The sequence below is a fragment of the Pseudomonas sp. genome, assembly GCF_030698175.1.
Taxonomy (GTDB): domain Bacteria; phylum Pseudomonadota; class Gammaproteobacteria; order Pseudomonadales; family Pseudomonadaceae; genus Aquipseudomonas.
In genome coordinates, this window is record NZ_JAUYNT010000022.1 from 40246 (window position 1) to 60349 (window position 20104).

General features: G+C 60.1%; 25 protein-coding genes. 15 read left to right on the plus strand and 10 right to left on the minus strand.

The genetic code is table 11. The features are described 5' to 3' along the window. Positions 1–11: 11 nt before the first annotated feature. Both Q8R10_RS11670 and Q8R10_RS11675 read left to right on the plus strand, forming a co-directional pair. A complete protein-coding gene (locus Q8R10_RS11670) occupies positions 12–1022 on the plus strand; it encodes an aspartate carbamoyltransferase catalytic subunit (RefSeq protein ID WP_305653942.1) in 1011 nt (336 codons plus the stop codon). After that, entirely contained in the window at positions 1022–2293 is a 1272-nt protein-coding gene (locus Q8R10_RS11675) for a dihydroorotase (protein ID WP_305653943.1), read from the plus strand. Before Q8R10_RS11670 ends, Q8R10_RS11675 begins: the two co-directional genes overlap by 1 nt. A gap of 78 nt (positions 2294–2371) precedes the next feature. On the opposite strand, the gene Q8R10_RS11680 is transcribed toward Q8R10_RS11675, so the two are convergent. The 4 genes from Q8R10_RS11680 to pilT form a co-directional block, all read right to left on the minus strand. Then, complete coding sequence (locus tag Q8R10_RS11680; protein ID WP_305653944.1) at positions 2372–2785, minus strand: TM2 domain-containing protein; 414 nt, start codon at positions 2783–2785, stop codon at positions 2372–2374. 110 nt (positions 2786–2895) lie between these two features. Next, complete coding sequence (locus Q8R10_RS11685; protein ID WP_305654060.1) at positions 2896–3123, minus strand: hypothetical protein; 228 nt, start codon at positions 3121–3123, stop codon at positions 2896–2898. Next, on the minus strand, positions 3095–4240 hold the full coding sequence (locus tag Q8R10_RS11690) for a PilT/PilU family type 4a pilus ATPase (RefSeq protein ID WP_305653946.1): 1146 nt from the start codon (positions 4238–4240) through the stop codon (positions 3095–3097). The genes Q8R10_RS11685 and Q8R10_RS11690 overlap by 29 nt, the downstream gene beginning before the upstream one ends. Before the next feature lie 48 nt (positions 4241–4288). After that, complete coding sequence (gene pilT / locus Q8R10_RS11695; RefSeq protein WP_305653948.1) at positions 4289–5323, minus strand: type IV pilus twitching motility protein PilT; 1035 nt, start codon at positions 5321–5323, stop codon at positions 4289–4291. A gap of 63 nt (positions 5324–5386) precedes the next feature. Between pilT and Q8R10_RS11700 the strand changes: the two genes are divergently transcribed. The 12 genes from Q8R10_RS11700 (at position 5387) to Q8R10_RS11755 (ending at position 14787) form a co-directional block, all read left to right on the plus strand. Further along, the gene (locus tag Q8R10_RS11700) at positions 5387–6142 is read left to right on the plus strand and encodes a YggS family pyridoxal phosphate-dependent enzyme (protein WP_305653949.1); all 756 of its coding nucleotides are present in this window, start codon (positions 5387–5389) and stop codon (positions 6140–6142) included. After that, complete coding sequence (gene proC, locus Q8R10_RS11705; RefSeq protein WP_305653951.1) at positions 6139–6957, plus strand: pyrroline-5-carboxylate reductase; 819 nt, start codon at positions 6139–6141, stop codon at positions 6955–6957. The genes Q8R10_RS11700 and proC overlap by 4 nt, the downstream gene beginning before the upstream one ends. A 10-nt stretch (positions 6958–6967) precedes the next feature. Next, positions 6968–7558 (plus strand): YggT family protein, encoded by a 591-nt coding sequence (locus Q8R10_RS11710; protein WP_305653953.1) that lies wholly within the window; start codon positions 6968–6970, stop codon positions 7556–7558. Next, a complete protein-coding gene (locus tag Q8R10_RS11715; RefSeq protein ID WP_305653955.1) occupies positions 7558–7854 on the plus strand; it encodes a DUF167 domain-containing protein in 297 nt (98 codons plus the stop codon). Before Q8R10_RS11710 ends, Q8R10_RS11715 begins: the two co-directional genes overlap by 1 nt. A 187-nt stretch (positions 7855–8041) precedes the next feature. After that, positions 8042–10024: a dynamin-like GTPase family protein gene (locus Q8R10_RS11720; protein WP_305653957.1), complete on the plus strand. Its 1983-nt coding sequence runs from the start codon at positions 8042–8044 to the stop codon at positions 10022–10024. Between the two features lie 111 nt (positions 10025–10135). Continuing rightward, positions 10136–11275, plus strand: coding sequence for a homoserine O-acetyltransferase (locus Q8R10_RS11725; RefSeq protein ID WP_305653959.1), 1140 nt, complete (start codon positions 10136–10138; stop codon positions 11273–11275). Between the two features lie 12 nt (positions 11276–11287). Continuing rightward, entirely contained in the window at positions 11288–11911 is a 624-nt protein-coding gene (gene metW, locus Q8R10_RS11730) for a methionine biosynthesis protein MetW (protein WP_305653960.1), read from the plus strand. Positions 11912–11936: 25 nt separating this feature from the next. Beyond that, on the plus strand, positions 11937–12356 hold the full coding sequence (locus Q8R10_RS11735) for a DUF4426 domain-containing protein (RefSeq protein WP_305653962.1): 420 nt from the start codon (positions 11937–11939) through the stop codon (positions 12354–12356). Beyond that, positions 12353–12946, plus strand: coding sequence for an RdgB/HAM1 family non-canonical purine NTP pyrophosphatase (rdgB, locus tag Q8R10_RS11740; protein ID WP_305653963.1), 594 nt, complete (start codon positions 12353–12355; stop codon positions 12944–12946). The genes Q8R10_RS11735 and rdgB overlap by 4 nt, the downstream gene beginning before the upstream one ends. Next, the gene (gene hemW, locus Q8R10_RS11745; RefSeq protein ID WP_305653964.1) at positions 12943–14121 is read left to right on the plus strand and encodes a radical SAM family heme chaperone HemW; all 1179 of its coding nucleotides are present in this window, start codon (positions 12943–12945) and stop codon (positions 14119–14121) included. Before rdgB ends, hemW begins: the two co-directional genes overlap by 4 nt. Before the next feature lie 32 nt (positions 14122–14153). Continuing rightward, positions 14154–14477 carry a DUF3392 domain-containing protein gene (locus Q8R10_RS11750; RefSeq protein WP_305653966.1) on the plus strand — a complete coding sequence of 108 codons (324 nt, stop codon included), beginning with the start codon at positions 14154–14156 and terminating at the stop codon, positions 14475–14477. A 55-nt stretch (positions 14478–14532) separates the two neighbouring features. Beyond that, the gene (locus Q8R10_RS11755) at positions 14533–14787 is read left to right on the plus strand and encodes a hypothetical protein (protein WP_305653968.1); all 255 of its coding nucleotides are present in this window, start codon (positions 14533–14535) and stop codon (positions 14785–14787) included. Positions 14788–14845: 58 nt separating this feature from the next. Here the strand turns inward: Q8R10_RS11755 and Q8R10_RS11760 are convergent, their stop codons facing one another. The 5 genes from Q8R10_RS11760 to Q8R10_RS11780 all read right to left on the minus strand — a co-directional run bounded on the left by Q8R10_RS11760 (position 14846) and on the right by Q8R10_RS11780 (position 18637). Next, positions 14846–16189 carry a DUF1329 domain-containing protein gene (locus tag Q8R10_RS11760; protein ID WP_305653969.1) on the minus strand — a complete coding sequence of 448 codons (1344 nt, stop codon included), beginning with the start codon at positions 16187–16189 and terminating at the stop codon, positions 14846–14848. Between the two features lie 163 nt (positions 16190–16352). Then, positions 16353–17024, minus strand: coding sequence for a tRNA (guanosine(46)-N7)-methyltransferase TrmB (gene trmB, locus Q8R10_RS11765; protein ID WP_305654057.1), 672 nt, complete (start codon positions 17022–17024; stop codon positions 16353–16355). Between the two features lie 77 nt (positions 17025–17101). After that, a complete protein-coding gene (locus tag Q8R10_RS11770; RefSeq protein ID WP_305653971.1) occupies positions 17102–17911 on the minus strand; it encodes a thiazole synthase in 810 nt (269 codons plus the stop codon). 56 nt (positions 17912–17967) lie between these two features. Continuing rightward, on the minus strand, positions 17968–18168 hold the full coding sequence (gene thiS, locus Q8R10_RS11775; protein WP_305653972.1) for a sulfur carrier protein ThiS: 201 nt from the start codon (positions 18166–18168) through the stop codon (positions 17968–17970). 85 nt (positions 18169–18253) lie between these two features. Further along, complete coding sequence (locus Q8R10_RS11780; protein ID WP_305653974.1) at positions 18254–18637, minus strand: DUF423 domain-containing protein; 384 nt, start codon at positions 18635–18637, stop codon at positions 18254–18256. Positions 18638–18722: 85 nt separating this feature from the next. Between Q8R10_RS11780 and mtgA the strand changes: the two genes are divergently transcribed. Then, complete coding sequence (mtgA, locus tag Q8R10_RS11785; RefSeq protein WP_305653976.1) at positions 18723–19451, plus strand: monofunctional biosynthetic peptidoglycan transglycosylase; 729 nt, start codon at positions 18723–18725, stop codon at positions 19449–19451. An 11-nt stretch (positions 19452–19462) separates the two neighbouring features. On the opposite strand, the gene Q8R10_RS11790 is transcribed toward mtgA, so the two are convergent. After that, positions 19463–20071 (minus strand): hypothetical protein, encoded by a 609-nt coding sequence (locus Q8R10_RS11790; RefSeq protein WP_305653978.1) that lies wholly within the window; start codon positions 20069–20071, stop codon positions 19463–19465. Positions 20072–20104: the final 33 nt, after the last annotated feature.

A 20104-nucleotide genomic window follows, 5' to 3' on the forward strand; every position in this document is an offset into this window, starting at 1 on the left:
GACCCATCGCGATGACGCCGACTGCCGCTAAGCGCCCGCTGCAACTCAATGACCTGGGCCAACTGCGCCACTTTCTCTCGATTGACGGGCTATCCCGCGAGTTACTGACGGAAATCCTCGACACCGCCGACTCCTTTCTCGAAGTCGGCGCCCGCGCCGTGAAAAAAGTCCCGCTGCTGCGCGGCAAGACCGTCTGCAATGTGTTCTTCGAGAACTCCACCCGCACCCGCACCACCTTCGAACTGGCCGCTCAGCGGCTGTCGGCCGATGTGATCACCCTGAATGTCTCGACTTCCTCGACCAGCAAGGGCGAAACCCTGCTCGACACCTTGCGCAACCTTGAGGCCATGGCCGCCGACATGTTCGTGGTCCGCCATGGTGACTCTGGCGCAGCGCACTTTATTGCCGAACACGTCTGCCCCAACGTCGCCATCATCAACGGCGGTGACGGCCGCCACGCGCATCCGACCCAAGGCATGCTCGACATGCTGACCATCCGCCGGCACAAGGGCGGCTTCGAGAACCTCTCAGTGGCGATTGTCGGCGACATCCTCCATTCGCGGGTCGCCCGCTCCAATATGCAAGCGCTGAAAACCCTTGGCTGCCCGGATATTCGCGTGATTGCGCCGAAAACCCTGCTGCCGGTTGGCATCGAACAATACGGCGTCAGCGTTTACACCGACCTGACCGAAGGCCTCAAGGATGTCGACGTCATCATAATGCTGCGCCTGCAAACCGAACGCATGCACGGCGGCCTACTGCCCAGCGCCGGCGAGTTTTACCGCACCTACGGCCTGACCACCCAGCGCCTGGCGCTGGCCAAACCGGACGCACTGGTGATGCATCCGGGGCCAATCAATCGCGGCGTTGAAATCGAATCGGCCGTCGCCGACGGGCCGCAATCGGTGATTCTCAATCAGGTCACCTATGGCATCGCGATTCGCATGGCCGTGCTGTCGATGGCCATGAGCGGCCAGGCCGCCCAGCGCCAACTGAATCAAGACAACCAGGAGCAGCGCTGATGCGTACCCATATCATCGGCGCGCGAGTGATAGATCCGGCCAGCGGTCTGGACCAGATCACCGACCTGTTTCTGGAGGGCGGCAAGATCGCCGCCTTCGGCCAAGCACCGAGCGGTTTTGTCCCTGAGCGCAGCATCGACGCCAAGGGTTTGGTGGCCAGCCCAGGCCTGGTCGACCTGACCGTGGCCCTGCGCGAGCCGGGCTACAGCCGCAAGGGCTCAATTGCCAGCGAAACCCTCGCCGCCGCGGCCGGCGGCGTTACCAGCCTGTGCTGCCCGCCGCAGACCAAGCCGGTGCTGGATACCTCGGCGGTGGCCGAACTGATCCTCGATCGCGCCCGCGAAGCCGGGCACTGCAAAGTCTTTCCGATTGGCGCCCTGAGCAAAAACCTCGAAGGCGAACAGCTCGCCGAACTGGTGGCGCTGCGCGACGCCGGCTGCGTGGCCTTCGGCAACGGCTTGCAGAGCTTCAGCAACAACCGCACCCTGTGCCGGGCGCTGGAATATGCCGCCACCTTCAACCTGACGGTGATTTTTCACTCCCAAGACCGTGACCTTGCCGCTGGAGGCATTGCTCACGAAGGCCCGACCGCCAGTTTTCTTGGCCTGGCCGGGATTCCAGAGAGCGCCGAAACCGTAGCCCTGGCCCGCGATTTGTTACTGGTTGAGCAATCCGGGGTACGCGCGCACTTCAGCCAGCTCAGCACCGCCCGTGGCGCGCAGATGATCGCCGAGGCCCAGGCCCGCGGCCTGCCGGTGACTGCCGACGTTGCGTTGTATCAACTGATTTTGACCGATGAGGCGCTGACCGAGTTTTCCAGCCTCTATCATGTGCAACCGCCACTGCGCACCCACGCCGACCGCGACGGTTTGCGCGCCGCAGTTAAGTCAGGGGTGATTAAAGCCATCGCCAGCCATCACCAGCCCCACGAAGCAGACGCTAAACTGGCGCCCTTTGCCGCCACCGAACCCGGTATCAGCAGCGTCGAGCTGCTGCTGCCGCTGGCCATGACCCTGGTGCAGGACGGCCTGCTCGACCTGCCCACCCTGCTCGCCCGCCTCAGTGCCGGCCCAGCCAAGGCCCTGCGCTTGCCGGTCGGCCGTCTCGCGGTGGGAGCACCGGCAGACCTGCTGTTGTTCGACCCACAAGGCTCGACCCTGGCCGGTGAACGTTGGCTATCGAAAGGCGCCAACTGCCCCTTTATCGGTCACTGCCTGCCAGGAGCGGTGCGCTACACCTTGGTCGATGGCCGTATCAGCTTCCAAGGTTAAAGCGCCACAAACGATCAGGCCCGCCAATGGGCGGGCCTGATTGCTAAAGACAACAGCGCTGTCTTGCTAACTGCAAACTTACAACGCCAAGCGCGAACTCTCGGCATTGCCGACCGAAAGCTGATCGTTCAGTGTCCAAAAGTCATAGAGCACCCCAAGCAGAAAAAACCCGCCGGTAAACAAATACAAAATCCCGCTGATCCACTTGCCCTGATACATCCGATGCACACCAAACAGCCCAAGAAACACCAATAAAATCCACGCCAGGTTGTAATCCAAGGGGCCTGCGTTAAAGCGCAAATCCGCCTCGCGATCCATCGAGGGGATCAGAAACAAGTCGATGATCCAGCCAATCCCGAGCAAACCCAGGGTAAAGAACCACAGGGTGCCGGTCACCGGCTTGCCGTAATAAAAACGATGAGCGCCGAGAAAACCGAAAATCCACAACAGGTAGCCAATGGCCTTGCTGTGCGTATCTTGAACAACTTGCATACTGAACTCCTGCAGACTGATATCGATTCAATGCCAGCGGGCTTGCGTAGCCACCCGCGCAAATGAAAAACCCGCACAGCCAGACCGCGTGAAAACGTAGCGAGCGAAGGTTAGGCAAGGCGCAACGCAGCGAAGCAGAGTAACAACCGAAGGTTGGCCCGCAGGGCAAGCGAAGCGCAGTCAAAACAGGCGAGGAAGCGCAGTTTACGGGTTGTAAATGAGCATTCCGAGCCTGTTTTTAACGCCGCATAACCGAGCGCAGTAGTTTTCACACGGCCTGCAGCGGCGGGTTTTGGCAACAGCTTAAGCTTACCTAAAGCGTCGTCCTGGACCATCATCATTCGCTTCCAGCGACAAACCTTGCGACAAACTGCTCAAGTGCTCGCCATCGGTTTCCGAACCCAGCTTGATCATCAGGCGCAAATCGTTAGTCGAATCGGCATGGGACAAGGCGTCCTCATAGGTTATCTCGCCCTGGCTGTAGAGGTTATACAGCGCCTGATCGAAGGTCTGCATGCCCAGTTCGGTGGAGCGCTTCATCAAGGCTTTGAGTTCGTGCACCTCGCCCTTACGAATCAAGTCAGCGGCCAACGGGGTGTTAATCAACACCTCAATCACCGCACGGCGGCCCTTGCCATCCGGGGTTGGCACCAATTGCTGGGCCACGATGGCCTTAAGGTTCAACGACAAATCCATCCACACCTGCTGCTGACGGTCGGCCGGGAAGAAGTTGATGATCCGGTCCAACGCCTGGTTGGCGTTGTTGGCGTGCAAGGTGGCCAAACACAGGTGGCCGGTTTCGGCGAACACCACGGCGTGATCCATGGTCTCGCGGGTGCGCACCTCACCGATCATGATCACGTCCGGCGCCTGGCGTAGGGTGTTCTTCAACGCGATCTCAAACGTCTCGGTATCGATACCCACTTCACGCTGGGTGACGATGCAACTCTGGTGCTGGTGGATATATTCAATCGGATCTTCGATCGAAATGATGTGGCCGCTGCTGTTCTTGTTGCGGTAGCCAATCATCGCCGCCAGGGAGGTCGACTTACCGGTACCGGTGGCCCCAACAAACAACACCAGGCCGCGTTTGGTCAGCGACAGCTGCTTGAGTATTTCCGGCAGCTTCAGGTCTTCGAGCGTTGGAATATTGGTTTCGATCCGCCGCAGCACCATGCCAGCCAGGTTGCGCTGATAGAAGGCACTAACCCGGAAGCGCCCAACGCCGCGGGCGCTGATGGCGAAGTTGCACTCATGGCTTTCGGCAAAATCGCGGCGCTGCTGCTCGTTCATCACCGAATGCACGGTTTCACGGGTTTGCTCCGGCGACATGGCGGTTTTGGTCACCGGCATGATTTTGCCGTTGACCTTCATCGATGGCGGTACACCGGCGGTAATAAACAGGTCCGAGGCGCCTTTTTCGACCATTAAACGCAACAGCTTTTCGAATTCCATGTGCTCTCTCGCCTATTAATGGCAGTGCAATAACGACGCTGGCCGTAATCAGAAGTTTTCTGGGGTCTTGGATTTTTCGCGGGCGTTCTCGCGGGTAATCACACCCTTGGCAACCAGGCCCTTGAGGCACGAGTCGAGGGTCTGCATGCCGAGCGAACCGCCGGTTTGAATCGCCGAATACATCTGCGCCACCTTGTCTTCACGGATCAGGTTACGAATCGCCGCTGTGCCGATCATGATTTCGTGGGCCGCCACCCGGCCGCCACCGACTTTCTTGATCAGGGTCTGGGAAATCACCGACTGCAACGACTCCGACAGCATCGAGCGGACCATGGATTTCTCTTCGGCCGGGAACACGTCGACCACCCGATCGATGGTTTTCGCCGCAGAGGTGGTGTGCAAGGTGCCGAACACCAAGTGCCCGGTTTCCGCCGCGGTCAGGGCCAAACGAATGGTCTCCAGGTCGCGCATTTCGCCGACCAGAATGATGTCCGGGTCTTCCCGCAAGGCCGAGCGCAAGGCTTCCGAGAAGCCCAGAGTATCGCGATGCACTTCACGCTGGTTGATCAGGCATTTTTTCGATTCATGGACGAATTCGATCGGGTCTTCCACAGTGAGAATGTGGTGATATTTGTTACTGTTTATATAGTCGAGCATCGCTGCCAGGGTGGTCGACTTACCCGAACCGGTCGGTCCGGTGACCAACACCAAACCACGGGGCACATCGGAAATCTTCTTGAAGATTTCGCCCATGCCTAGGTCTTCCATGCTCAAGACCTTGGAGGGAATGGTCCGAAACACCGCGCCAGCGCCACGATTCTGATTGAAGGCGTTAACCCGAAAACGCGCCACGCCGGGCACTTCAAAGGAGAAATCGGTTTCGAGAAATTCCTCGAAGTCTTTGCGCTGCTTGTCGTTCATGATGTCGTAGATCAGCGCGTGCACTTGCTTGTGATCCAAGGGCGGCAGGTTGATCCGGCGTACATCGCCATCGACGCGAATCATCGGCGGCAAGCCCGCCGAGAGATGCAGGTCTGAAGCGCCTTGCTTGGCGCTGAAGGCAAGCAACTCAGTGATATCCATGGAACTCCCCAAAAACTAGTAAGCAGGTAGAATGCCGCAGACCCTAAGCGGCGAGCGCAGGTAATGTCCACGATAGCAGAGAATATTGCAAAGGTCGGTGCGCGCATCCGTGCGGCGGCGCAAGCATCCAGGCGAGATATAAGCAGCATTGGCCTGCTGGCGGTGAGTAAAACCAAGCCGGCCAGCGCCGTGCGTCAAGCCTGCGCGGCAGGCGTGCGCGACTTCGGTGAGAACTATCTGCAAGAGGCCCTGGAGAAACAGCGCGAGCTGGCGGATTTAGCCCTGACCTGGCACTTCATCGGCCCGATTCAGTCCAACAAGACCAAGGCGATTGCCGAGCACTTCGACTGGGTGCATTCGGTCGAGCGCTTGAAGGTGGCCCAGCGCCTGTCCGAGCAACGCCCCAGCGAGCTGCCGGCGCTGAATATCTGCCTGCAGGTCAATGTCAGCGCCGAGCCCAGCAAGGCGGGTTGCTCGGCCGAGGAATTGCCGTTACTGGCCGCCGCCATCGCGCAACTGCCACACCTGAAGCTGCGCGGACTGATGGCCATTCCCGAGCCAACCGCCGACGTCAACGCGCAGCGCGCCGCCTTTGCCCGCCTGCGCGAACTGCAGGACAGTTTAAATATTAGCCTCAAGCTCGATCTCGACAGCCTCTCCATGGGCATGAGCGACGACCTGGAAGCGGCGATCAGCCAAGGCTCGACCTGGGTTCGCATCGGCAGCGCGCTGTTTGGCGCCCGCGACTACGGCCAGTCCTCGCCAGCCTCGACAACCGCCGACGCGGCCCCCGCATTTATTAAGGAAACCCCGTTATGAGCAGCACACGTATTGCCTTTATTGGCGCCGGCAACATGGCTGCCAGCCTGATTGGCGGTCTACGGGCACAGGGCGTGGCCGCCAGCGCCCTCTGCGCCAGCGAGCCTGGGGCCGAGCAACGCGGCAAGGTTGCCGCCGAACTGGGCATCCAAGTCTTTGCTCATAACGCCGACGCCATACAGGGCGCCGATCTGGTGGTGCTGGCGGTCAAGCCCCAGGTGATGAAAACCGTCTGCCTGGAGCTGGTCAACAACCTTAAGCCTGGTCAGTTGATTGTCTCGATTGCCGCCGGCATCGGCTGCGCCAGCCTCGAACGCTGGCTGGGTAACCGCGCCATCGTGCGCTGCATGCCCAACACCCCGGCCTTGCTGCGCGAAGGCGTCAGCGGTTTGTATGCCAACGCCCAGGTGTCGGCCCCGCAACGCCAGCAAGCCGAGCAGCTGTTATCGGCCGTCGGCTTGGCCCTATGGCTGGATAATGAGCAGCAGATCGATGCGGTGACTGCGGTGTCTGGCAGCGGTCCGGCGTATTTCTTTTTACTGATCGAAGCGATGGTCGCCGCCGGCGAAAAACTCGGTCTGTCGCCCGCGACCGCCCTCAAACTCACCCAGCAAACCGCCCTCGGCGCCGCGCGCATGGCCCTGGCCAGCGACGTCGATGCCAGCGAACTGCGCCGCCGCGTGACCTCGCCGAATGGCACCACCGAGGCGGCGATCAACACCTTCCAAGCCGGCGGTTTCGAAGCCTTGGTCGAGCAAGCGCTCAACGCCGCCGCCGCACGCTCGGCCACACTTGCCGAAGAACTGGGTCAATAAGGAGCACAGCATGGATCAATTAAATCAAGCAGCACTCTACGTCCTGCAAACCCTCGGCAGCCTGTACCTGATGATCGTGCTGCTGCGCTTTATCCTGCAATTGGTGCGCGCCGATTTCTACAACCCGCTCAGCCAGTTCGCCGTGCGTGCCACCCAGCCGTTGCTCAAGCCGCTGCGCCGCATTATCCCAAGCATCGCCGGGCTGGATATCGCCTCCCTGGTGCTGGCTTTGCTGGTGCAACTGGTGCTGATGGCACTGACCATGCTGCTGGCCTATGGCACTACCGGCAGCCCAATCCAGCTGCTGATCTGGTCGCTGATTGGCATTACCGCACTGTTTATCAATATCTTCTTCTATGCCCTGATCATCAGCGTGATCCTCTCCTGGGTCGCCCAAGGCAGTCACAATCCCGCCGCCCTGCTGGTCAATCAGCTCTGTGAGCCTTTGCTGATGCCGTTCCGCAAGCTCTTGCCGAATATGGGCGGGCTGGATCTATCACCGATCTTCGCCTTTATCGCGATCAAGCTGCTGGACATGCTGGTGATTAATAACCTGGCGCAAATGACTGGCATGCCTGACGTGCTGCGCATGCTGATGTAATGACCTATTTCCGCTGGGACGGCGAAGACCTGATCCTCGACTGCCACCTGCAACCCAAGGCCAGCTGCGATGAGTTTGCCGGCTTGCACGGTGAACGGTTGAAAATCCGCCTCACCGCGCCCCCTGTCGAAGGCAAAGCCAACGCCCACCTGCTGGCCTTTTTGGGCGCGGCTTTTGGGGTAGCGAAAAGCCAGGTCGAGCTGCTCAGTGGCGAGCTCAATCGGCAAAAACGGGTACGCATTCGTCAACCGAAAAAGCTGCCCGAATTACCCGGACTGACCGCTCGGACACCTTGACTGACCTTAAGGTGGGATTATGGCGCTAACCGTTTGACGCTAAAGGCCAGTTCGTCATAATGCATGCTATCAAATGGACACTATCTGCCCGCCGCTGTGCGCCACTAACAGCTCGTTAAGATTAGCCGCTGTCCCCATTGATCTTGCCGACCAACCAGCAGGATGCAGTTAGCAGAGGAGCAACAACATGAGCATGGAGCGTCTCAGTCAACAGGTAACGGCTTACGTTGCCTGGAAGCGTCAGTTAATGCGCGAGATCACCCGCTACCGCAGCTGGCTGGCGCACAACCACCTAAGCTCTGACGCCGTCGAGGCCAAGCTTGAGCGCGCGCTGAAACTGCTGCGCACCGACCACATCACCCTGGCATTCGTGGGTGAGTACTCACGCGGCAAGACCGAGCTGATCAACAGCCTGTTCTTCTCCGAGTATGGCCAGCGCATGCTGCCCTCCCGCGCCGGGCGCACCACCATGTGCCCGACTGAGTTGTTTTTTGATCCGCGCTCCGAGCGCTCCTATATACGCCTGTTGCCGATTGAAACCCGCGCAGCGCAAGCCAGCGTGGCCCAGTTCAAGCGCATCCCCAGCCACTGGGTGAATATCCCGCTGGACCTCAGCGATCCCGACAATATGGTGCAGGCCTTCACTCAAGTGGCCAAAACCAAGCCCATGCCGGTCGCCCAGGCGATTCAGCTCGGTTTTCACCCGGACATGCTCGAAAGCGCCGGCAAGCCCGGCATAGTGCTGGTACCCGCCTGGCGCCATGCCATCGTCAATTTCGACCACCCCTTGCTGCGCCAAGGTCTGCGGATTCTCGACACGCCCGGGCTAAACGCCCTGGGCAGCGAGCCTGAGTTAACCCTGTCGATGCTGCCCAGCGCCCAGGCGATTATTTTTCTGCTCGCGGCCGACACCGGCGTTACCGCCAGCGACATGGCCGTTTGGCAGCAACACATTTTGCATTTGGATGAAGAAAATCCGGTTTGCCTGCTGGCCGTACTGAACAAGATTGACGTGCTCTGGGATGATCTCGCCGGCGAGACTTTTGTGCAGCACGCCATCGAAAAAATCCGCAGCGCCACCGCCAAGCAACTGGGTATTGCCAACGAAAACGTGCTGCCGGTCTCGGCCAAGCAAGCGCTGCTGGCCAAGGTCCGCAAGGACCAGGCGCTGCTCGACCGCAGCCAGCTGGCCGACCTGGAAACCTTGCTCTGTGAGCGCATAGTTGCGCAGAAAGAACGCTTGATCGAGGATCGGGTGGTCAGCCAGGTGCTGGGCCTGCTGCAAAACAGTCAACACATACTCAACCTGCGCCTGGGCAAGGTGCGCGAACAGCATGAGCTACTGTCCACCCACCAGCAGGATAACGGCCAGTTGCTGCTTGAACTGACCGCCAAAACCAAAGAAGACCACGGCCAGCACCACAAGCGCCTGCTCGGTTTAAAAACCAACCAGCGCCTGCTCAAGCGCCAAGGCGACCTGCTGCGCAATTCGGTGCGCAGCGAGCAGCTCGACAGACACCTCGAACTGCTGGGTAAAAACCTCACCGGTAGCTGGACCACCTTCGGCATCAACCAGACCATTTTGCACTTCTTCCGCTCGCTGGAAGCCGACCTGCACAACCTCGGCCATGAAGCCGAGCTGGCCAACAAAATGGTTTCCGCCATCTACCGCCGGCATAACCAAGACAATCCGCTGCACGGCATCGACGCACCGTTATTTAACCTCAAGCGGCCGCTGCGCGAGCTGAAGCAACTGCAAGTGCAAGCCGACCAATTTCGCCTGCACCTAAAAACCATCCTGACCAATCAAAGCACCCTCAGCCGACGTTTCTTCGCCACCCTGGTGCAGGAAGTTATTGGCCTGCATCAGCGCCTGCGCCAAGACACCGAGCAATGGGCCAGCGATGCCCTGACGCCACTGATGCAGCACTGCCTGGAGAATAAGCAACTGCTCGAAACCCATATGCTACGCCTCAAAGCCCTGGCCCAAGAGACCCAGCAAAGCCATCAGCGCAGCCAGCACCTGGCCAGTTACAACAGCGAGCTGGAGCAACAGCTCGCCCAAGCCAACGACATGCTGCGCGTACTGCGCCGTCCGGCGCCAGTGCAGCGCCAAGGCAAAGTCGTCAGCCTGCCCGGCGCCGGGCGCGGCCTGAGCGCCGTCGAATAAACCCAAGTGCTTGATCTGCGCAGTAATTAGGCACACCCGAGGCCCCCTGCGCTTGCCGCAGGGGGCCTCGCTCTTTAGACTGACGACCTTATTTAAGTGCGAGCAGGCTCAATGCCCAGCGTCTTTACAGAAGATTCCGTTGGCCTCGTCAGCCCCCAGATCGAACAGTTCCTTGAGCCCTTACAACTGGCTTGTGGGCGCAGTCTGGCCAATTACCAACTGGTGTATGAAACCTATGGCCAGCTAAACGCCACGGGCAGCAACGCCGTGTTGATTTGCCACGCACTGTCCGGCCATCATCATGCCGCCGGTTATCACAGTGTCGACGAGCGCAAACCGGGCTGGTGGGACAGCTGTATCGGCCCAGGCAAACCTATTGATACGCGCAAATTCTTTGTCGTCAGCCTGAACAATCTGGGCGGCTGCAATGGCTCGACCGGGCCATCCAGCCTCAACCCCGAAACCGGCAAGCCTTACGGCGCCGACTTCCCGATGATGACGGTGGAAGACTGGGTCCATAGCCAAGCGCTGCTGGCCGAGCGCCTCGGCATTAGTCAGTGGGCGGCAGTGGTCGGCGGCAGCTTGGGCGGCATGCAGGCGCTGCAATGGACCATCAGCTATCCCGAGCGCGTGCGCCATTGCCTGGCCATTGCCTGCGCGCCCAAGCTGTCGGCGCAAAATATTGCCTTTAACGAGGTGGCACGCCAGGCGATTCTGTCCGATCCGGACTTTCACGGCGGGCACTTTCAGGAGCGCGGCGTCATCCCCAAGCGCGGGCTGATACTGGCGCGCATGGTCGGCCATATCACCTACCTGTCGGATGACGCCATGGGCGAAAAATTCGGCCGCGACCTGAAAAGCGACAAGCTCAATTACGACTTTCACAGTGTCGAATTTCAGGTCGAAAGCTACCTGCGCTATCAGGGCGAAGAGTTTTCCGGACGCTTCGACGCCAACACCTATCTGCTGATGACCAAGGCGCTCGATTACTTCGACCCCGCCGCCAGCCAAGGCGGAGATCTGGCCAAGGCACTAGCGCCAGCTCATGCGGATTTTTGCGTGATGTCCTTTACCACCGACTGGCGCTTCTCGCCGGCCCGCTCGCGCGAGCTGGTCGATGCCCTGATGGCCGCCGGCAAAAACGTCAGCTACCTGGAAATCGACGCCCCGCAAGGCCACGATGCCTTCCTGATCCCTATTCCACGCTACCTGCAGGCCTTCGACGCCTATATGCAGCGCATTAGCGTTTGAGGCCGTCCTGACATGAGAGCCGACCTAGACATCATTCAAGACTGGATCCCGACCGGCAGCCGGGTGCTCGACCTCGGCTGCGGCGACGGCGAGCTGCTCGCCTGGCTGCGCGACCACAAACAGGTCAGCGGTTATGGCCTGGAAATCGACGCCGACAACATTGCCCAATGCCTGCACAAGGGCATCAACGTGATCGAGCAAGACCTCGACCAGGGCCTGAGCAACTTCGCCAGCAACAGCTTCGATGTAGTGGTGATGACCCAGGCCCTGCAAGCCGTGCAGTACCCCGACCGGCTGCTGGAAGAGATGTTGCGCATCGGCCGTCAATGCATCATCACTTTCCCCAACTTCGGCCATTGGCGTTGCCGCTGGGACTTGCTGCGCAGAGGTCAGATGCCGGTCTCCGAGTTCCTGCCTTACACCTGGTACAACACGCCAAACATTCACTTCTGCACCTTCCTCGACTTCGAGGAGCTTTGCCACCAGCGCCAGGTTCAGGTGCTCGACCGCCTAGCGGTAGATCGCCTGCATCGACACAGCTTTAGCAATCAGATATGGCCTAATCTATTTGGTGAGATTGGTATCTATCGCGTCAGCGGCCCGAGCCCCATGCAGCCGCCCGCGCGAACTGAATAATCAGCGCAACCAGAGGAGAATCACCATGCAACGTTTAGCCCTACTGCTTTTGGCTTTTTGCCTGGCACTGCCCGCCATGGCCGAACAGAAACAAAGCTATGGCGAGTTGGATGTGCATTACAGCGCCTTCAACTCCGGCTTTTTGCAGCCCGAGGTCGCCGCTGCAGTCGGCCTGGTGCGCAGCAAGAGCCAAGGCGTGGTCAATGTCGCGTTGCTGCAAGCAGGCTTAGCCAGCACCGGCCAAGTCAGTGGCGAGGTAAAAAACCTGCTCGGGCAAATCAGCCCGCTGACCTTCAAGCAAGTCAAAGAAGGCACGGCGATTTACTACCTGGCGCAGTTTCCCTTCGAACAACAAGAAATGCTGCGTTTCACCCTTAACGTCAAAGGCGCTGACGGCGTGCCGCACAGCTTCGACTTCAGCCAAGAATTCTTCCCCGACCAATGAAAGCCCTAACCGAACTGGTATTGGCCAGCCATAACGCCGGCAAACTCAAAGAGCTGCAAGCCATGCTCGGCGACAGCATCAAGGTGCAGGCCGTCAGCGCTTTCAGCTTGGTGGAGCCAGACGAAACCGGCCTGTCGTTTATCGAGAACGCAATTCTCAAGGCCCGCCATGCGGCGCGTGTTTCCGGCCTGCCGGCATTGGCCGACGACTCAGGCCTGGCGGTCGACTACCTCGGCGGCGCACCGGGCATCCGCTCGGCCCGTTACGCCGAGGGTCAGGGCGATGCGGCCAACAATGCCAAGCTGCTCGAAGCCCTCAAGGATGTGCCGGACGACGAGCGCGGCGCGCAGTTTGTCTGCGCCGTGGCGCTGGTGCGGCACGCCGACGACCCACTACCGATTGTCTGCGAAGGTCTCTGGCACGGCAGTATTTTGCGCGAACCGCGCGGCAGCCAAGGCTTTGGTTACGACCCGCTGTTTTGGGTGGCCGAACGCAACTGCGCCAGCGCCGAACTGCCGGCCACTGAGAAAAACCAGCTGAGCCATCGCGCCATCGCCATGCGCTTGCTCAAGCAGCGCCTGGGGCTATGAGTCGCCAAAACAGCGACCTGCAGATCGCCCCAGCCGGTTTCGAGTTACCGCCTTTGTCGCTGTATATCCACATTCCCTGGTGCGTGCGCAAATGCCCCTATTGCGACTTTAACTCCCATGCCGCCGGGCCAAATCTGCCGGAGGCCGCCTATGTCGACGCCTTGCTGGCCGATCTGGATGCCGATTTACAGCATGTGCATGGCCGCCAGCTGAGTTCGATTTTCTTCGGTGGCGGCACGCCCAGCTTGTTTAGCGCGCCGGCCTTGGGCCGCATCCTGGCCGGCGTAGAACAACGCATCGGCTTTGCCGCCGACATCGAGATCACCCTGGAAGCCAACCCCGGCACCTTCGAGCAGGCCAAGTTCTCCGCCTATCGCCAGCTGGGCATCAATCGCCTGTCGATTGGCGTGCAGAGCTTTCAGCAGCAAAAGCTCACGGCGCTGGGCCGCATCCACGACGGTGACGAGGCGATCCGCGCCGCCGATATGGCGCGTCAAGCCGGCTTCGATAACTTCAACCTCGACCTGATGCACGGCCTGCCCGATCAGAGCATCGACGACGCCTTGTTCGACCTGCGCACCGCCATCGCCCAGCAGCCGACCCATTTGTCCTGGTATCAGCTGACCATGGAGCCGAACACGGTGTTCTGGAGCCAGCCACCGCAATTGCCCGAAGACGACATTCTCTGGGACATCCAGGAGGCCGGCCTGCAACTGCTGACCGAGCACGGTTACGCCCAGTACGAAGTCTCGGCATACGCCCGCGACGGTCGGCAGGCGCGGCACAACCTCAATTACTGGAGCTTTGGCGACTTTCTCGGCATCGGCGCCGGCGCCCACGCCAAGCTCAGTAGCCCCAGCGGGCAGATCATCCGCAGCTGGAAAACCCGGTTGCCGAAAGACTATCTCGACCCCAGCAAAAACTTTCTCGCGGGGCAAAAAAACCTCACGCCCGGCGAGCTGCCCTTTGAGTTTTTGATCAACGTGCTACGCCTCAACGATGGCGCCGCCAGCCAGTTGTTTACGCAACGCACCGGCCTGCCGCTGAGCTTGCTGGCCGGGGCGCGCAGCCAAGCCGAGCAGCGTGGCTTGCTGCTGCAAGACCCGGCGCGACTGACCGCCAGCCGCGAAGGCCAACTGTTTCTTAACGATCTGCTGCAGTATTTTCTGCCCTGAGCCCCGCCACGCACCACGCCTAAGGACCTTTCATGGATTTAGTTCTCGACCTAATCGCCACCCTGTCGCGCTGGAGCCGCAGCCATCTGGGCGACATTTCCCTGGCCTTGATGGCGACCCTGTTCGTGTTGTTCGGCCCCGGCCTGAATGCCTGGGTGCAACGCTCGATTGGCAGCCTGAACTTTGTGTTTCGCACCCTGATATTCGTGTTGCTCTGCGCGGTGGTCTACGGCCTGGCGATTATTTTCTTAACGCCTTATCTGACCCAGGCGCTGGGCTCTTTCAATAACTACACCCTGGCGCCGGTATTGCTACTAGTCTTCTTCGTGATCGGTGTACTGGCCGACCGTAGCTGAGTGCTGCGGTCTTCACGGCGCGCCGGCAGCCTTGCCATAACGCCGAGAAGAGCCGATGAAACCGACCAAGCATCTGTACCTGTACTTTCAAGATGGCCAGCGCCTGGCCATGCGCTTCCCGCAACAGCAGGGTGACCCGGCACAGATTGCCCGCTTGTTGCGCATGCAGCTGGAGTCGCCTTTTATTAGCATCGAAGTGGATGGCGATCTGCTACTGATCCCGCGCGAGAGCATCAAGTACCTGCAGGTCTGCCCGGCGCCGCAGTCCATACCGGAAACCACCATTCTTGGCGCCGAATTAATCGACTGACTCGCCGCGCATAAAAAAACCGCTCGAAAGCAGTTTTTTTATGCGCGTCCGAAACCCGTTAGTTACCTTCGCGGCGCAGTGCCTGTGGCGTGAAGTCCACTGGCGCCAGTTTGGCCTTGAAGTCGTACATCGGTTCGTTGTTGTCCAGACCATCGGCAAAATAACGATCACCAGGGAAGTCGTAAACGGTTTCCAGGGTGCTGCCAAACATCGGCACGTCGTAATAATTGATCGCATGGCTTTCTTGCAGACCAATCAAGGCGCCGTTCTTGTCATACAGGTCGGCCGCCAGGATTTGCCAGCTGTCCTCGTCGAGGTAAAACCGGCGCTTGCTATAAGGGTGACTAAAGCCTTTGCGCACACTCGCTTCGACAATCCAAACCCGGTGCAGCTCGTAGCGCAGCAGCTCAGGGTTAACGGTTTTATCCTTGAGGATGGTCTCGTAGGGGATACCTTCCTGGTGCACGGCATAGCTGTTGTACGGCACCAACATTTCTTTCTTGCCGAGCAACTTCCACTCGTAACGCTCTGGCGCACCGTTGAAACTGTCGACCATGTCGGCGGTGGCCATGCCATTAGTGTCCGGCTGCAGGGTGTCGAAGGCCAGCATTGGCAAACGTCGCACCCGGCGCTCGCCACGGTTAAAGCGCCAGGCCTTGCGAATCGCCAAGACCTGATCAAGGGTTTCCTGCACCACCAATGCGGAGCCGGCGAGCTTGGCCGGCGCTACCACCTGGTACTTGTAGTAGAACAACGTGTTGGACAGATCCTTGGTCGTCATGCCGTCACGGCCGTAGACAAAGTAAATATTGCGATCAAGTTTGAGCAGGTTGTAACTGCCGTTGCTAAGCACCGCCGCTTGATTGGTGACGAAGTGAATCTGGTCGCCACGGTAACGCATGATGTGGTTCCAGATGGCTTCCAGGCCATCCTTGGGGATCGGAAAAGGCGTGCCTACGGCCACGCCATCAACCCCATTACCGTCGGCAATCAACTCGGCGCTTTGCGCGTTTTGCTTGGCCGCGTCATAGAGCCGCTGCGGCGCCGAGGCGCTGCGATGGGTCGGAAACACTCGCAAGAAGTACTCGGGCTGCTTTTTCAGCAAGGCTTGCACGCCTTCGGGCAACAACGCTTGGTATTGCCCAAGGTTCTTGCTGTTGATCACATACTGCACCGCATCGCCGGCATAGGGATCGGGGTGATGCATGCCCGGCTGATAACCCGCAGGGGCCGTGGTAATACCGCCATCCCAGGCCGGGATAGTGCCTGCCGCATTACCGGCACGCTCACCGCCAAACGGTGTCAACTCGACGCCTAGGCGCGCAGCCTGAATCGCATCAACCTTCGCTTGTGCCTGTAACGCACAACCGGCTAGCAGCAGAATTGCAAACTTTCTCAACACAGTTATCTCCTCGCAACGCGCAAGCACTGCAACACTCCGTGAATGCCGACAACCGTTTCCGGTCGAGCATTAATCAATGCCAAAGCAAGAGTCCATTCTTGTGCCGAGTTGACCCGGTCTAATTGATCGTCCTTAGTAGTGTTAACTGACACTGCAGTGCAGATTAGTCGACACGCTGGAATTTAATGTCCCAGACGCCATGCCCGAGGCGCTCGCCACGCCGCTCAAACTTGGTCACCGGACGTTCCGCCGGGCGTTCGACACAGCCGCCATCGGCCGCCAGATTGCGATAACCGGGGGCGGCCTGCATGATTTCCAACATGTATTCGGCGTAGGGCTGCCAGTCGGTGGCCATGTGCAAAATGCCGCCGACTTTCAGCTTTTGCCGCACCAGCTGGGCAAACTCAGGGCGCACGATCCGACGCTTATTGTGCCGGGCCTTGTGCCATGGATCGGGGAAAAACAGCAACACCCGGTCGAGACTGGCGTCGCTGATGCAATCGCGCAGCACTTCCATGGCGTCAAAACTGTAGACCCGCAGGTTGCTCAGATTCTGCGTCAAGACGCCATTGAGCAAGGCGCCAACGCCGGGGCGATGCACCTCCACGCCAATAAAATCGTGCTCAGGCTCAGCCGCGGCCATCTCCAGGGTCGCGCTGCCCATGCCGAAACCGATCTCGAAGGTCCGTGGCGCGCTGCGGCCAAACACCTGATCGAAATCGCGCAGGCCATCGGCCAAATCCAGACCAAACTTTGGCAGGCCCAGCTCCAGGCCGCGCTGCTGGCCTTCGGTCATGCGCCCAGCGCGCATCACAAAACTCTTGATCGGGCGCATTGGGCGCGGCTCTTCGGCAGGTGCCGCAGGCTCTTGCAATTCAGACATGGAATAACTCTTACCGGTAAATGAGCAGCTTAGTTAATCAACCCAGACAGCGGCGATGAGGCGCTGGCATAGAGTTTTTTCGGCATCCGGCCGGCCAGGTACGCCAGCCGCCCAGCGATGACCGCATGGTTCATCGCCTGCGCCATCATGACCGGGTTTTGCGCATTGGCGATGGCACTGTTCATCAGCACCGCGGCGCAGCCCAGTTCCATGGCGATGCTGGCATCGGAGGCAGTACCGACACCGGCATCGACCAACACCGGCACCTTGGCTTCCTCAAGGATGATCCGCAGGTTGTAGGGGTTACAGATGCCCAGCCCGCTGCCAATCAACCCGGCCAAGGGCATGACCGCGATGCAGCCGATTTCGCCCAACTGACGGGCAATAATCGGGTCATCACTGGTGTACACCATCACATCGAAACCTTCCCGGACCAGCACTTCGGCGGCCTTGAGGGTTTCAATCACATTGGGGAACAGGGTCTTCTGGTCGGCCAGAACTTCCAGCTTGACCAGGTTGTGGCCGTCCAGCAGTTCGCGCGCCAGGCGGCAGGTGCGCACCGCTTCAATGGCATCAAAGCAGCCGGCAGTATTCGGCAAGATGGTATAGCGATCAGCCGGCAACACATCCAGCAGGTTCGGCTCGCCGGGGTTCTGGCCAATATTGGTGCGACGCACCGCGACGGTCACGATCTCGGCGCCCGAGGCTTCAATGGCCAGCCGGGTTTGCTCGAGATCACGGTACTTGCCCGTGCCCACCAGCAACCGCGATTGATAGGTACGGCCAGCCAAAACGAACGGCTGATCGCTGACAAGGTTACTGACAGGTGCTGAATTCACGGGAACTCCTTGCGAGCGTAAACGAGGATGAGCGAAGCGTGGCTGGCCAGCGACGCTTAGCCGCCGCCAATGGCGTGGACGATTTCCAGCACATCGCCGGCCTGTAACTGGGTGCTGGCATGCAGGCTGCGCGGCACTATGTCGAGATTGAGTTCGACCGCCACCCGCCGCTCGCCAAGCTGCAAGTACTCAAGCACACCGGCGACGGTCTGACCGTCGGGCAACTCAAAGGCTTCGCCATTTAACTGAATCTGCATAAGCGGCCACGAACAAATTTGAGGGGCCCGCATTCTAGCCCGATCACCGGCGCCGACCAAGGTAAAAGGCGCCAGACGGCAGCCCTTAGGCCGGGACCGAACTCAACCGCCAGGCGTGCACACCCAAGCACAACCAGCCGGCCAAAAACGCCAGGCCACCCAAGGGCGTAATCATCCCCAGAGCGCTAATGCCGCTCAGGGTCAAGGCATAGAGGCTGCCCGAAAACAGCACAATGCCCAGCGTAAACAGGCAGCCGGCGGCCCGCAGCAAGCGCCCCGGCAACTGCCGCACCAGCAAGGCCAGCGCCAGCAACACCAAGGCATGCAGCATTTGATAGTGCACGCCGGTTTGAAACACCGCCAAGTACTCCGGCGACAACCGGCTCTTTAAGGCATGGGCGGCAAAGGCGCCGAGCCCGACACCAGTAAAACCAAAGAACGCCGCCAGCAATAGAAATCCACGCAACATTAAGCACGCTCCAAACTGCACAGATAGAGACCGGGTGAATCCGCTGGCTATAATGGCCCGCCCACCTGACTTGGCCAAGCCGCATATGCTTCGACTCCTGCTCCGCCGCCTATTTAAAGCACTCGGCTATTGCGCTGCGGCCTCGGCGTTGCTGGTACTGGCCCTGCGCTGGCTGCCGCCGCCGGGCAGCGCGCTGATGGTCGAGCGCAAGATTGAGTCATGGATCGACGGCCAGCCGATCGAGCTAAAACGCAGCTGGCGCCCCTGGGAAGCCCTGCCGAATGACTTGAAAATCGCCGTGATTGCTGCCGAAGACCAAAAATTCGCCGAACACTGGGGCTTTGATCTGGGCGCCATCCGCGCCGCACTGGCGCATAACGAACGCGGCGGCTCATTGCGCGGAGCCAGCACCCTGAGCCAGCAGGTGGCGAAAAACCTGTTTCTCTGGTCGGGCCGCAGCTGGCCGCGCAAAGGTCTGGAAGTCTGGTTTACCGGGCTGATCGAGTTGTGCTGGTCCAAGCAGCGCATTCTTGAGGTGTATTTGAACACCGTCGAATGGGGCGATGGGGTGTTCGGCGCCGAAGCCGCCGCGCGCCAGCACTTCGGCATTGGCGCCAGCTACCTGTCCAATCAACAAGCCTCACTGTTGGCGGCGGTGCTGCCTAATCCACGGGAATGGAGCCCGCGCCGGCCCAGCGGTTACGTCAGCCGGCGCGCCAACTGGATTCGTCGCCAGGGCTGGCAACTGGGCGGCAGTCACTACCTCAACCAGCTAGCACCGCAACGCCCTGACTGGTGGACTGACAAGCGCTGAGCCGCTGCCCACTAATGCTGCATGGCGCGCTTGGGCAGCGCTCGTAACGACAGCAGCGTATCGCCCTGCATTCGCGCCGTCAGCCCCAGCGCCGGATAGACCCACGCCTCACCGCCTTCGATTTGCAGACGCAACCGCGGCTGGCCCAAGGTTGCCGCCAAACGTGCGGCCGACACCGGCGTTATCGGCGTCAGCTCAAGCTCGAGTACCGGCAGACGAGCCAGGGGTTCAAGCAATTGGCGGCTCAGCGGCTGCTCGCGGTTACCGGGCTGAAAACCGGCGGCAGCGACCAGGCTCTCGCGTTCAGCGCCGCTCAAGTGCAGCTCAGCCATCAGCGTCCAACCGCCCTCGGCACCGGCCAATGGGCCCCGATACAACAACCGCGGCCCAGCCGCTTGCGACTGCAGCCACAGCTCGCCATCGGTCTGCCCACTCAGCTCGGCCAGCGCCAGCTGCTCGTTCGCCAGCGCCGGGAATAACTGCGCCTGCCAAACGGCCAGCTCAGGCAAAGGTTCGACGGCAGCCGGCGGGCGCATCAACCAGGCGCCCCAACCGAAGAACAGCAGCGCCAACAGGGCAAACAACAGCCCATGCTGCAAACGCAGCGGTGGCAGTTTCATCGCTCTACTCCAAAAAAACAGCGGGCAGAAAAA

What these genes read in the sequence shown, in the direction of transcription:
- Q8R10_RS11670 (WP_305653942.1), top strand. Translation starts at nt 12, where the DNA reads ATGACGCCGACTGCCGCTAAGCGCCCGCTGCAACTCAATGACCTGGGC.
- Q8R10_RS11675 (WP_305653943.1), top strand. Translation starts at nt 1,022, where the DNA reads ATGCGTACCCATATCATCGGCGCGCGAGTGATAGATCCGGCCAGCGGT.
- Q8R10_RS11680 (WP_305653944.1), bottom strand. Translation starts at nt 2,785, where the DNA reads ATGCAAGTTGTTCAAGATACGCACAGCAAGGCCATTGGCTACCTGTTG.
- Q8R10_RS11685 (WP_305654060.1), bottom strand. Translation starts at nt 3,123, where the DNA reads ATGATGGTCCAGGACGACGCTTTAGGTAAGCTTAAGCTGTTGCCAAAA.
- Q8R10_RS11690 (WP_305653946.1), bottom strand. Translation starts at nt 4,240, where the DNA reads ATGGAATTCGAAAAGCTGTTGCGTTTAATGGTCGAAAAAGGCGCCTCG.
- pilT (WP_305653948.1), bottom strand. Translation starts at nt 5,323, where the DNA reads ATGGATATCACTGAGTTGCTTGCCTTCAGCGCCAAGCAAGGCGCTTCA.
- Q8R10_RS11700 (WP_305653949.1), top strand. Translation starts at nt 5,387, where the DNA reads ATGTCCACGATAGCAGAGAATATTGCAAAGGTCGGTGCGCGCATCCGT.
- proC (WP_305653951.1), top strand. Translation starts at nt 6,139, where the DNA reads ATGAGCAGCACACGTATTGCCTTTATTGGCGCCGGCAACATGGCTGCC.
- Q8R10_RS11710 (WP_305653953.1), top strand. Translation starts at nt 6,968, where the DNA reads ATGGATCAATTAAATCAAGCAGCACTCTACGTCCTGCAAACCCTCGGC.
- Q8R10_RS11715 (WP_305653955.1), top strand. Translation starts at nt 7,558, where the DNA reads ATGACCTATTTCCGCTGGGACGGCGAAGACCTGATCCTCGACTGCCAC.
- Q8R10_RS11720 (WP_305653957.1), top strand. Translation starts at nt 8,042, where the DNA reads ATGAGCATGGAGCGTCTCAGTCAACAGGTAACGGCTTACGTTGCCTGG.
- Q8R10_RS11725 (WP_305653959.1), top strand. Translation starts at nt 10,136, where the DNA reads ATGCCCAGCGTCTTTACAGAAGATTCCGTTGGCCTCGTCAGCCCCCAG.
- metW (WP_305653960.1), top strand. Translation starts at nt 11,288, where the DNA reads ATGAGAGCCGACCTAGACATCATTCAAGACTGGATCCCGACCGGCAGC.
- Q8R10_RS11735 (WP_305653962.1), top strand. Translation starts at nt 11,937, where the DNA reads ATGCAACGTTTAGCCCTACTGCTTTTGGCTTTTTGCCTGGCACTGCCC.
- rdgB (WP_305653963.1), top strand. Translation starts at nt 12,353, where the DNA reads ATGAAAGCCCTAACCGAACTGGTATTGGCCAGCCATAACGCCGGCAAA.
- hemW (WP_305653964.1), top strand. Translation starts at nt 12,943, where the DNA reads ATGAGTCGCCAAAACAGCGACCTGCAGATCGCCCCAGCCGGTTTCGAG.
- Q8R10_RS11750 (WP_305653966.1), top strand. Translation starts at nt 14,154, where the DNA reads ATGGATTTAGTTCTCGACCTAATCGCCACCCTGTCGCGCTGGAGCCGC.
- Q8R10_RS11755 (WP_305653968.1), top strand. Translation starts at nt 14,533, where the DNA reads ATGAAACCGACCAAGCATCTGTACCTGTACTTTCAAGATGGCCAGCGC.
- trmB (WP_305654057.1), bottom strand. Translation starts at nt 17,024, where the DNA reads ATGCGCCCGATCAAGAGTTTTGTGATGCGCGCTGGGCGCATGACCGAA.
- thiS (WP_305653972.1), bottom strand. Translation starts at nt 18,168, where the DNA reads ATGCAGATTCAGTTAAATGGCGAAGCCTTTGAGTTGCCCGACGGTCAG.
- Q8R10_RS11780 (WP_305653974.1), bottom strand. Translation starts at nt 18,637, where the DNA reads ATGTTGCGTGGATTTCTATTGCTGGCGGCGTTCTTTGGTTTTACTGGT.
- mtgA (WP_305653976.1), top strand. Translation starts at nt 18,723, where the DNA reads ATGCTTCGACTCCTGCTCCGCCGCCTATTTAAAGCACTCGGCTATTGC.
- Q8R10_RS11790 (WP_305653978.1), bottom strand. Translation starts at nt 20,071, where the DNA reads ATGAAACTGCCACCGCTGCGTTTGCAGCATGGGCTGTTGTTTGCCCTG.